This is a genomic window from Streptomyces sp. NPDC087440, assembly GCF_044744005.1.
Taxonomy (GTDB): Bacteria; Actinomycetota; Actinomycetes; order Streptomycetales; family Streptomycetaceae; genus Streptomyces.
On record NZ_JBIUXN010000002.1, the window covers coordinates 1 to 11,574 of the forward strand.

At 72.8% G+C, this 11,574-nt stretch carries 8 protein-coding genes and 1 pseudogene; 3 read left to right on the forward strand and 6 right to left on the reverse strand.

Going from position 1 to position 11,574, the window contains the following annotated elements; all coding sequences use genetic code 11:
* Positions 1-119: 119 nt before the first annotated feature.
* The 6 genes from rarD to ACIO3O_RS04670 all read right to left on the reverse strand — a co-directional run bounded on the left by rarD (position 120) and on the right by ACIO3O_RS04670 (position 8,321).
* A complete protein-coding gene (rarD, locus tag ACIO3O_RS04645) occupies positions 120-1,127 on the reverse strand; it encodes an EamA family transporter RarD (RefSeq protein ID WP_401741926.1) in 1,008 nt (335 codons plus the stop codon).
* 193 nt (positions 1,128-1,320) lie between these two features.
* Positions 1,321-2,400: a 2-oxoacid:ferredoxin oxidoreductase subunit beta gene (locus ACIO3O_RS04650; RefSeq protein WP_401741928.1), complete on the reverse strand. Its 1,080-nt coding sequence runs from the start codon at positions 2,398-2,400 to the stop codon at positions 1,321-1,323.
* Complete coding sequence (locus ACIO3O_RS04655) at positions 2,393-4,345, reverse strand: 2-oxoacid:acceptor oxidoreductase subunit alpha (RefSeq protein WP_401741931.1); 1,953 nt, start codon at positions 4,343-4,345, stop codon at positions 2,393-2,395. The genes ACIO3O_RS04650 and ACIO3O_RS04655 overlap by 8 nt, the downstream gene beginning before the upstream one ends.
* Before the next feature lie 303 nt (positions 4,346-4,648).
* Positions 4,649-5,308: a LuxR C-terminal-related transcriptional regulator gene (locus tag ACIO3O_RS04660; RefSeq protein ID WP_401743355.1), complete on the reverse strand. Its 660-nt coding sequence runs from the start codon at positions 5,306-5,308 to the stop codon at positions 4,649-4,651.
* 211 nt (positions 5,309-5,519) lie between these two features.
* Complete coding sequence (locus ACIO3O_RS04665) at positions 5,520-6,836, reverse strand: sensor histidine kinase (protein ID WP_401741932.1); 1,317 nt, start codon at positions 6,834-6,836, stop codon at positions 5,520-5,522.
* 237 nt (positions 6,837-7,073) lie between these two features.
* Positions 7,074-8,321, reverse strand: coding sequence for a sensor histidine kinase (locus ACIO3O_RS04670; protein ID WP_401741935.1), 1,248 nt, complete (start codon positions 8,319-8,321; stop codon positions 7,074-7,076).
* 245 nt (positions 8,322-8,566) lie between these two features.
* Between ACIO3O_RS04670 and ACIO3O_RS04675 the strand changes: the two genes are divergently transcribed.
* The 3 genes and pseudogenes from ACIO3O_RS04675 to ACIO3O_RS04685 form a co-directional block, all read left to right on the forward strand.
* Positions 8,567-8,989 (forward strand): NADH-quinone oxidoreductase subunit A, encoded by a 423-nt coding sequence (locus ACIO3O_RS04675; protein WP_401741938.1) that lies wholly within the window; start codon positions 8,567-8,569, stop codon positions 8,987-8,989.
* A pseudogene (locus tag ACIO3O_RS04680) lies at positions 8,980-9,705 on the forward strand (NADH-quinone oxidoreductase subunit B); the annotation flags it as partial. The gene ACIO3O_RS04675 and the pseudogene ACIO3O_RS04680, both read left to right, overlap by 10 nt.
* Positions 9,706-10,076: 371 nt before the next feature.
* A partial coding sequence (locus ACIO3O_RS04685) for an NADH-quinone oxidoreductase subunit C (RefSeq protein WP_401741940.1) occupies positions 10,077-11,574 on the forward strand: 1,498 nt, incomplete at its 3' end.

Below are 11,574 nucleotides of genomic sequence, written 5' to 3' on the forward strand. Positions count from 1 at the left end.
GCCCCCTTGGGCGGCGGGGCCGCCCCCCGGGGGCGGGACGGGCGGGCAAGGGGGCGGCCCCTCCCGCTCCCGGCCCACCCGGGTGCCGCCCCTGGTCCCGCACCTGTGCCGGACGCGCCTCACCGTCCCGGGCCCGACGCGTCCGCCACCGCCCCCGGTTCCGCGACCGGGACGGTCTCCGCCGCCGGAGCCGCCGGAGCTGCCGGAGCCCCCGCCAGCGCCCTCGCCCTCGCGGCCCGAGCGCCCCGCGCCGTCCGCACCGCGTCCCACGTCAGCAGCGTCAGCGCCAGCCACACCAGTGCGAACCCCGCCCACCTCTCCACCGGCATCTCCTCGTGGAAGTACACGACGCCGAGGAGGAATTGGAACACCGGCGCCAGGTACTGGAGCAGCCCCAGCGTCGACAGCGGCACCCGCACCGCCGCCGCCCCGAAGAAGACCAGCGGCACCGCCGTCACCAGGCCCGTCGCCGCCAGCAGCGACGCGTGACCCGCCCCGTGCGCGCCGAAGGCGAGGGTGCCCGAGGTGCCGAGGAAGAGGAGATAACCCAGTGCGGGCAGGAAGAGGACGGCCGTCTCGGCGGCCAGGGATTCCAGGCCGCCGAGGTTGACCTTCTTCTTGACCAGTCCGTACGTGGCGAAGGAGAAGGCGAGGGCGAGCGAGATCCACGGCGGCTGGCCGTACCCGACGGCCAGGACCAGTACCGCCGCCGCGCCGACCCCGACCGCCGTCCACTGCAAGGGGCGCATCCGCTCGCCGAGCAGCAGCACCCCCATCGCGATGGTCACCAGGGGGTTGATGAAGTAGCCGAGGGACGCCTCGACCACATGGCCGGAGTTGACCGACCAGATGTACAGGCCCCAGTTGACGGTGATGACGGCCGCCGCCACCGTTATCAGGCGCAGCTTCTTCGGCTGGCGGAGCAGCTCGCGCACCCAGGCCCAGCGCCGTACCACCAGCAGCGCGACGGCGACCACGGCGAGCGACCACACCATCCGGTGCGCCAGGATCTCGATCGCCCCGGCCGGCTTCAGCAGCGGCCAGAAGAGCGGGACGACGCCCCAGAGCCCGTACGCCCCGATGCCGTACAGCAATCCCGTCCGCTGTTCGTTCTTTTCCTTCTCCACCGGCCTGGCCTCCCGCCCCGAACACACACCCTGACGTTCGACGGTAAGCCCGCCCGAGCCCGCATGTCATGTGTGTTCCGCGATACGGTCATGACCATCACAGAGCGCCCGGAAGCGCGAAAGGGCGCCCGGTCGTGAAGACCGGACGCCCCAGCGCGCTGCGGAAGGAGCAGCGGAAGGATCAGTGGAAAGGTCAGCCGACGACCGTCCAGGTGTCCTTGCCCGCGAGGAGCGCGCCCAGGTCGCCCTTGCCGTCGCGCTCGACGGCGGTGTCCAGCTGGTCGGCCATGAGCGTGTCGTACACGGGGCGTTCGACGGAGCGGAAGACCCCGATCGGGGTGTGGTGGAGGGTGTCCGGGTCGGCCAGGCGGGAGAGGGCGAACGCCGTGGTCGGGGACGTGGTGTGGGCGTCGTGGACGAGGATCTGGGACGCGTTGTCGGGCGTCACCTCGACGACCTTCAGGTCACCGGTCCGCGCGTCCCGTACGACCCCCTTCGAGCCGTCCGTGCCGAAGCGGATCTGCTCGCCGTGGACGAGGCGGATGACCGCCTCCTCCGCCTGCTGCTTGTCCTTCAGCACCTCGAAGGCGCCGTCGTTGAAGATGTTGCAGTTCTGGTAGATCTCCACGAGGGCCGTGCCCGGGTGGTCGGCGGCCTGGCGCAGCACCTCGGTGAGGTGCTTGCGGTCGGAGTCGACCGTGCGGGCCACGAAGGAGGCCTCGGCGCCGATGGCCAGGGACACCGGGTTGAAGGGGGCGTCCAGGGAGCCCATCGGGGTCGACTTGGTGATCTTGCCGACCTCGGAGGTGGGGCTGTACTGGCCCTTGGTGAGGCCGTAGATCCGGTTGTTGAACAGGAGGATCTTGAGGTTCACGTTGCGGCGCAGCGCGTGGATGAGGTGGTTGCCGCCGATGGAGAGCGCGTCGCCGTCACCCGTGACCACCCACACGCTCAAGTCGCGGCGGGAGGAGGCCAGTCCGGTCGCGATGGCCGGGGCACGGCCGTGGATCGAGTGCATCCCGTACGTGTTCATGTAGTACGGGAAGCGGGAGGAGCAGCCGATGCCCGAGACGAAGACGATGTTCTCCTTCGCCAGCCCGAGTTCGGGCATGAAGCCCTGGACGGCGGCGAGGACCGCGTAGTCCCCGCAGCCGGGGCACCAGCGCACTTCCTGGTCGGACTTGAAGTCCTTCATGGACTGCTTCGCCTCGGCCCGGGGGACCAGGGAGAGCAGCGAGTGGGCGTGGTCGCTCGTCGTGACCGTCTCAGTCATTGATGGCCTCCTTGAGGGCCGTTGCGAGCTGCTCGGCCTTGAACGGCATTCCGTTGACCTGGTTGTACGAGATCGCGTCCACGAGGTACTTGGCCCGGATCAGCGTGGCGAGCTGGCCCAGGTTCATCTCGGGGACGACCACCTTGTCGTAACGCCTCAGGACCTCTTCGAGATTCCTCGGGAAGGGGTTGAGGTGGCGCAGGTGCGCCTGCGCGATGGGCTGCCCCTCGGTGCGCAGACGTCGTACGGCGGCCGTGATCGGGCCGTACGTGGAGCCCCAGCCCAGCACCAGCGTGCGGGCGCCGTCCGGGTCGTCGACCTCGACGTCCGGGACCGCGATGCCGTCGATCTTGGCCTGGCGGGTGCGGACCATGAAGTCGTGGTTGGCCGGGTCGTAAGAGATGTTGCCCGTGCCGTCCTGCTTCTCGATGCCGCCGATGCGGTGTTCGAGGCCGGGGGTGCCGGGGATCGCCCACGGGCGGGCCAGGGTCTCCGGGTCGCGCTGGTACGGCCAGAACACCTCGGTGCCGTCGGCGAGGGTGTGGTTGGGGCCCGTCGCGAACTGCACGCGCAGATCGGGGAGTTCGTCGACCTCGGGAACCCGCCAGGGCTCCGAGCCGTTGGCCAGATAACCGTCGCTCAGCAGGAACACCGGCGTCCGGTAGGTCAGCGCGATCCTCGCCGCGTCGATCGCCGCGTCGAAGCAGTCGGCGGGGGTCCGCGGTGCGACCACCGGCACCGGGGCCTCGCCGTTGCGCCCGTACATGGCCTGGAGTAGGTCCGCCTGCTCGGTCTTGGTCGGCAGCCCGGTGGAGGGGCCGCCGCGCTGGATCGCCACGACCAGCAGCGGCAGTTCCAGGGAGACCGCGAGGCCGATGGTCTCCGACTTCAGGGCCACGCCAGGACCCGAGGTGGTGGTCACCGCGAGCTGGCCGCCGAAGGCCGCCCCGAGCGCCGCGCCGATCGCGGCGATCTCGTCCTCGGCCTGGAAGGTCCGTACGCCGAAGTTCTTGTGGCGGGACAGCTCGTGCAGGATGTCGGAGGCCGGGGTGATCGGGTACGAGCCGAGGTAGAGCGGCAGGTCCGCCTGGTGCCCGGCCGCGATCAGCCCGTACGCCAGGGCCAGGTTCCCGGAGATGTTGCGGTACGTGCCCGCCGGGAACGCCGCGGTCGCCGGAGCCACCTCGTACGAGACGGCGAAGTCCTCGGTGGTCTCGCCGAAGTTCCAGCCCGCCCGGAAGGCGGCGACGTTGGCCTCGGCGATGTCGGGCTTCTTGGCGAACTTCCGCCGCAGGAAGGCCTCGGTGCCCTCGGTGGGGCGGTGGTACATCCAGCTCAGCAGGCCCAGCGCGAACATGTTCTTCGAGCGGCCGGCGTCCTTGCGGGAGAGCCCGAAGTCCTTCAGCGCCTCCACCGTCAGCGTGGTCAGCGGCACCGGGTGCACGCTGTAGCCGTCCAGTGAGCCGTCCTCCAGCGGGGACGTCTCGTAGCCCACCTTCGCCATCGGGCGCTTGGTGAACTCGTCGGTGTTGATGATGATCTCGGCGCCGCGCGGCACGTCGGCGATGTTCGCCTTCAGCGCGGCCGGGTTCATCGCGACCAGGACGTTGGGGGCGTCGCCCGGGGTGAGGATGTCGTGGTCGGCGAAGTGCAGCTGGAAGGACGAGACGCCCGGCAGCGTCCCGGCGGGGGCGCGGATCTCGGCGGGGAAGTTCGGCAGCGTCGACAGGTCGTTGCCGAACGACGCGGTCTCCGACGTGAAGCGGTCGCCGGTGAGCTGCATGCCGTCACCGGAGTCGCCCGCGAAGCGGATGATCACCCGGTCCAGACGGCGGACTTCCTTCGCGGGGGGCTCCGGGGGCCGGTGGTCCCCGCCCGCTGCGGGCCGGTTGTCCCCGTCGTCACCTTCGGCCTGCTCGGCCGGGCTACTGACCTGGCTGGTCACTGAACTGGACCTCCCTCAGAGGCGGCTGTTCCGGGGCGACCGGCCGACCGGCCGCCCGTGGCCACCCTACGTCCGTACGGGGTCGCCACCGGGGGCCGCTCACAGGTTGAACATGCTTTTGAGACATCGAACTGTCCTGATTTCGCATGGTCTCGCCCCCCTCTTCCCCTCCGAGTACCCCCGGAGGGGAAGACGCCCCGCCTCATCCTTTGGTTCTGGTCCCAAAGTCCCCCGCGCGCAAGGCTGTTGGACCTTACTAACTGACGCCCCGTCAGAAATCCAGCGGCCGGACGACCCCGCAGGTCAGGAGTTGAGGTACGTCAGGACGGCCAGCACCCGCCGGTGGTCCCCGACGCTCGGCGAGAGCCCCAGCTTCAGGAAGATGTTGCTCACGTGCTTCTCCACCGCGCCGTCGCTCACCACCAACTGCTTCGCGATCGCCGAGTTGGTCCGCCCCTCCGCCATCAGACCCAGGACCTCCCGCTCGCGCGGGGTCAGCCCGGCCAGCACGTCCTGCTTGCGGCTGCGGCCGAGCAGCTGGGCCACCACCTCCGGGTCCAGGGCGGTGCCGCCCCTGGCCACCCGTACGACGGCGTCCACGAACTCCCGCACCTCGGCGACCCGGTCCTTCAGCAGGTAGCCGACCCCGGTGCTGGACCCGGCCAGCAGTTCGGTGGCGTACTGCTCCTCCACGTACTGCGACAGCACCAGCACCCCGATGCCCGGGTGCTCCCGGCGCAGCCGCACCGCGGCCCGCACCCCCTCGTCGGTGTGCGTCGGCGGCATCCGGACGTCCGCCACCACCACGTCCGGCAGCTCCCCCTGCGCGGCGAGGTCGGCGACCGTCTTGACCAGCGCCTCCCCGTCCCCGACGCCCGCGACCACGTCGTGGCCCAGGTCGGTCAGCAACCGGGTCAGACCCTCCCGGAGCAGCACCGAGTCCTCGGCGATGACCACGCGCACCCTGTCTCCCACGACCACGTCTCTTCCTGCCCCCAGTAACCGGCGGACCGCACGCACGGCCCGTTCAGCGGACCGCACACGCGATCCGTTCAGGGGCCAGCATCCCAGCATCCGGACCCGCGCGCCCCCGTGCGCACGCCTCCCGTACATACGGCCCGGGCCCTCCGGACAACTCCGGAGGGCCCAGGCTTGTGTCGGTACGGGTACGGGCTCAGCCCCGCCAGGGAAGTTCGGCGGTGATCGTGGTCGGGCCGCCCGTGGGGGAGTCCACCACCAGGACCCCGTCCACCGCGTCCAGCCGCTCGCCGAGCCCGGCGAGACCCGAGCCGCGCGAGGTGTCCGCGCCGCCCCGCCCGTTGTCGGAGACCTGGAGCATGAGGCGGCCGCCCGTCTCCCACACGTCGACCGAGGCACGGGTGGCCTGCGCGTGCTTGCTGACGTTCTGCAGGAGCTCCGAGACGGTGAAGTACGCGATGCCCTCGATCGCCGCGGCCGGGCGGGCCGGAAGGTCCACCTCCACCTGCACCGGCACCGTGCACCGGGACGCCACCGCCGAGAGCGCGGCGTCCAGACCCCGGTCGGTGAGGACGGCGGGGTGGATGCCCCGGGCCAGGTCGCGCAGCTCCTGGAGGGCCACCTTCACCTCGCCGTGCGCCTCGTCGACCATCTTCGCGGCGGCGTCGGGGTCCTGGGCCAGCTTCTCCTTCGCGAGGCCGAGGTCCATGGCCAGGGCCACCAGGCGGGCCTGCGCCCCGTCGTGCAGGTCGCGTTCGATGCGGCGCAGGTCGGCGGCGGCGGTGTCCACGACCACGCCCCGGTCCGACTCCAGCTCGCTGACCCGGTGGTCCAGGGCCGACGCCCCGAGCAGCCCGGCCACCGCGAGCCGGTCCACCGAGACCAGACCCCGGGTCACCCAGGGCGCCGCCAGCAGGACGACCACGCCGACCGAGAAGGTCAGCAGGATGGTGAGGGGCGTGTCCAGGTAGACCGCGCCGTCGCGGTCGGAGTAGAGGGAGATGCCGCTGTCGTCGGGGGCGGCCCAGCCGTACAGCGGGTACGTCACCCCGGCCAGGCCGACGGACCAGAAGACCACCGCCACGGTGAAGGAGAAGATCGCCCACGGCATGTGCAGGAAGCCGTACAGCAGATGCCGCCAGGACACCCCGGACTTCAGCACCGCCCCGATCCAGCTCATCGGCCCCGGCTTGGCGCCGCGCACCGGACGCGGCGCCTCCACGTCGAGGCCGAGCAGCGCCCGTGCCCGGGTCCGCTCCACCGAGCCGAGACCGCGCAGCGTCATCAGGCCCGCCGCCAGCACCGGGATGCCGATGAAGGTCACCAGGAGGCCGGCCCCCAGGGAGAGGGTGGTGACCGCGAAGGTGAAGCCGACGATGCCGAGCGGCAGGCTCAGCAGCACGTAGAGCAGCTCCCTCCAGGCGCGGGCCTCGAACGGCGCGCGCAGCACCGCCGGGACGCGGTGGCGCCGGGGCAGGTGTTCCCGGGTGCTGGGTGCGTAGTCCGTGGCCATGGTTCGGGTCCGTTTCCTCTGGGGGCTCGACCGGGTGCCCGGCGGTGGGGTGCCACGCCGGATGGTGCGTCTCAAGCGGGTGGTGCGTCGTGCGCGGTGTGTGCTTCCCGCGGGTGGTGGGCTTCCCGCGGGTGGTGCGCTTCCCGCAGGTGGTGGGCTTCCCGCAGGTGGTGCGCTTCCCGCGGATGGTGACGTCTCAAGACTGCGGGTGCGGGACGGCCCGGACCATGCGGTCAGTCACCGTCTTCTACGGGGGTTTTCCCTACCTGCGCCGCTCTCGGCGGTACGCGGCCGCCACGGCAGTTCGGCGGTCACCGTGGTCCCGGCGCCGGGCGGCGAGTCCACCGTGAACAGCCCGTCCACCGCACCCAGCCGCTCCGCGAGCCCGGACATCCCGGTGCCCCCGTCCAGGCTGGCGCCGCCGCGCCCGTCGTCCCGTACCTGAATCAGCAGCCGGGGACCCGAACGCCACACCTCGACCGAGGCCGTACGCGCCCCGCTGTGCTTGCTGACGTTCTGCAGCAGCTCCGAGACGGTGAAGTACGCGATGCCCTCGATGGCCTCCGCGGGCCGCTCGGCCAGGTCGGCGCTGACCTTCACCGGCACCGTGCAGCGCGAGGCGATCGCGGACAGCGCGGCGTCCAGACCCCGGTCGGTGAGGACGGCGGGGTGGATGCCCCGGGCCAGGTCGCGCAGCTCCTGGAGGGCCAGCTTCACCTCGCCGTGCGCCTCGCCGACCATCAGCGCGGCGGCCTCCGGGTCCTCCAGCAGCTTCTCCTTGGCGAGCCCGAGCCCCATCGCGAGCGCCACGAGCCGGGCCTGCGCCCCGTCGTGCAGGTCGCGTTCGATGCGGCGCAGGTCGGCGGCGGCGGTGTCCACGACGACCCCCCGGTCCGACTCCAACTCGGCGATACGCCGCTCCAGTTCGCCGGAGGGGAACAGCAGCCCGCGCACCATCGCCCGGTCGACGTTCGCCATGCCCCGCGCCAGGAACCCCAGCACCGGCCACAGCGCGATGAGGCTCACCAGCGTCACCGCGAACGTCAGCACGCCCCACGGCAGCCGGATCACCGAGTACAGGACGGTCCGCCAGGCCACCGGGTCCTTCAGCGTCGACCACAGCCACGCGAAGAAACCGTTCTGCGCACGGGCCGCCCGCAGCGGACTGGGCTCCTCCACCCGCACCCCGAGCAGCGCCCGCGCCCGGCCCCGCTCCCAGCGGCCGATCAGTCGCGCGCCCATCAGCCCACCGGCCAGCAGCGGCAGCCCGATCACCGTCACGGAGAGCCCGACGCCGAGGGAGACGACGAGCACCGCGAACACGAACCCCACCAGCGCCACGGGGAAGTTGAGCAGCAGTTGCGCGACCTCCTTCCAGGTGTGCCTGCCGAAGGCGAGCACGGCGGGCGGAGGGGGCGGCGCGTCGGGGGGATACGGCGGCGGGGGCGGGGTGCCGGGCGTGTGCGCACCGGAGCTTGCGGTCATGGCTCAAGCCTGCCGTGTGCGGCTGCACCGACGCCATGGGGTGGGCGGGCCACCGGGGGTGGGGACAACCCCACCCCCGGGCCCCCGGCCCGTGCACGACTGCTTGCCGAGGCTTCCCCACGTTCTCGGCTCCGCTCGAACAGGGGAGGCCCCATCACAGGCCCTAGACTCCCCTGTCGTACAGATCGACGACGGACGGCGCCCACACCGCGGGCGCCGCGAGGCCAGGGAGTGAGGTTCGGGACGTGCCGAAACCGACCGTGCCGATCGAGCCGGCGGCCGACCACGCGGTGGTCGCCGCCTCCTACTTCCAGAGCTACTCGGTCGTCGGCCTGCTCGCCGTGATCGGCGTGCTCTTCGTCGCCGTGGCCTTCGGCGCGGGCCGCCTGCTGCGCCCGGTGGTCCCCACCCCCGAGAAGCTCCTGACGTACGAGTGCGGAGTCGACCCCGTCGGCGAGGGCTGGGCGCACACCCAGGTCCGCTACTACGTCTACGCGTTCCTGTACGTCATCTTCGCCGTCGACGCGATCTTCCTCTTCCCGTGGGCGACGGTGTTCGCGGCGCCCGGGTACGGCGCCACGACGCTGGTCGAGATGTTCATCTTCCTCGGCTTCCTGGCCGTGGGTCTGCTGTACGCATACAAGAAGGGCGTCCTCGAATGGACGTGACCCCTGAGCCCCGGATTTCCCGGGAGCCCCAGGCTTCCCCCGAGCCCGAACTCCTTCCGGAACCCCGGCGTCTCGGAGTCCTCTCCCGCCTGGCCCCCGAGCCGATGAAGGTGGTCCTCAACTGGGGCCGCCGCTACAGCCTCTGGGTCTTCAACTTCGGCCTGGCCTGCTGCGCCATCGAGTTCATCGCCGCGTCGATGGCCCGTCACGACTTCATCCGGCTCGGCGTGATCCCCTTCGCGCCGGGCCCGCGCCAGGCCGACCTGATGGTCGTCTCGGGCACGGTCACGGACAAGATGGCCCCCGCCGTCAAGCGCCTGTACGAGCAGATGCCGGAGCCCAAGTACGTCATCTCCTTCGGCGCCTGCTCCAACTGCGGCGGCCCGTACTGGGACTCGTACTCCGTCACCAAGGGCGTCGACCAGATCATCCCGGTCGACGTCTACGTGCCGGGCTGCCCGCCCCGCCCTGAGGCGCTCCTCCAGGGCATCCTCAAGCTCCAGGAGAAGATCGCCCGCGAGTCCCTGGCGGACCGCTACGGAAACGCCGCCTCCTCCTCCCGCCCGTCCGTCTCCTCCTTGCAGAGCGGCCTGGTGCCGCCTCCGCCCACCCCGTCCGCCGGACCCGGATCGGGTGCCGGTGCTGCTTCGGGTACGGACTCCGCTTCCGGCGCGGGGACCGCCCCGTCCGGCAGGCCGGATTCCGGTGCTGCCTCCAGCGGTACGGGTGCTGCTTCCGGCACGGACTCTGCGCCGGGCTCGGGGGCTGCTCCGTCCGGCGGATCCGCATCGGGTGCCGGTGGTGCCTCCAGCGGTACGGGTGCTGCTTCAGGCACGGACTCTGCGCCGGGCTCGGGGGCTGCTCCGTCCGGCGGATCCGCATCGGGTGCCGGTGGTGCCTCCAGCGGTACGGGTGCTGCTCCCGGCACGGACTTTGCCCCGGGCTCGGGGGCCGCTCCGTCCGGCGGACCCGCATCGGGTGCCGGTGCTGCTTCCGGCACGGGGTCCGTCCCCGGCCCGGGGACCGCCCCGTCGGGCGGGCCGGAATCCGGTGCCGGAACCACCGACACTCCCGGAGGCGAGGCCCGATGAGCGCCTACGACGGCCTGCCCGACAACGCCGCCGAGGTCTTCGGCGAGGAGGCCCGCGCCGAGCGCGCGTACGACCTGTTGACGGTCGACGTGCCCCTCGGCGCGTGGATCTCCTCCCTCGAAATCGCCCGCGACAAGCTGGCCTGCACCTACTTCGACTGGCTGAGCGCGGTCGACGAACCCGGCACGGGCTTCCTCGTCTCCGCCCACCTCGCCTCCCTCGAAGGCCGTACGGTCCGCCGCCTCCTGCTCCGCACCACCGTCCCGCACTCCGCCCCCGTGCTGCCCACGGCCGTGGAGGTCTTCGCGGGTGCGGCCTGGCACGAGCGCGAGACGCACGAGATGTTCGGCATCGACTTCACCGACCACCCCCACCTGGCCCCGCTCCTGCTCCCCGACACCTTCGAGGGCCACCCCCTGCGCAAGGACTTCGTCCTGGCAGCCCGCGTGGCGAAGGCCTGGCCGGGGGCGAAGGAGCCGGGCGAGTCGGACCACGGCGGCCCCAAGCGCCGCCAGATGCTGCCCCCGGGCGTCCCCGACCCGAACGAGTGGGGACCCCTCAAGGGCCAGCTCCCGGCCGCCCCGGCCCGCCCGGCGAGGGGCGCCCGCGCGGCGGGCGCCGGCCCGGCGGCGGACCGCCCCGCCCGCCGCACCCGCAGCGTCTCCGACGGCTCGGCCTCCCCACCGGACGCCACCCCTGCGCCCCGCCGCTCCCGCACCGCCGGCGAGGGCTCGGCCTCGCAGGTCACCCCGGCCGAGAGCCCCGCCGCCCCGAGCACTCCCGACTCCACCCCGGCGGAGCCCTCCACCACCCCGGGCACCCCCGAGCCCACCCCGGGTGCACCGGCCCGCCGCTCCCGCACCGCAAGCGAGGGTTCGGCCTCGCAGACGGCCCAGGCCACCCCCTCCGCTGCCCCGGGTGCCCCGGCCCGTCGCTCCCGCAGCGCGAGCGACGGCTCGGCGTCGCAGGCGGGGGGAGCCGCCCCGGCCCGCCGTTCCCGCAGTGCCAGCGAGGGTTCGGCGTCGCAGACCGCCCCGGGGGAGCCCTCCGCTGCCCCGACGGCCCCCGAGGCTGCCCCGGTCACCCCTTCCGCTGCTCCGGGGGCTCCGGCCCGCCGCTCCCGCAGTGCGAGCGACGGCTCGGCCTCGCAGACCGCCCCGGGCACCCCCTCCGCCCCCAGCACCGCCTCCGCCCCCAGCACCCCCGCCGCACCCGCTGCCCCCTCCACCCCCGCTGCCCCCAGCACCCCCTCCACCCCCGGTAGCCCCCTTGGGCACCAGGGCCGCCCCCTGGGGGCGGAACGGGTGGGCAAGGGGGCGGCCCCCGGCGGAGCCGAACCCCCCGTCACCCCCCGGCCGACGCCCGACGCCGCCGCGCCCCCCGCCGCCCCCGGGCCGACGCCCGACCCGGCCTCCCCGCGCCGCGCCCCGGCAAGCTCCGACGCCCCCTGGCACCACGCCCGCCCCGCCTTCGAGGCCGCCGGGCCGGACGTAC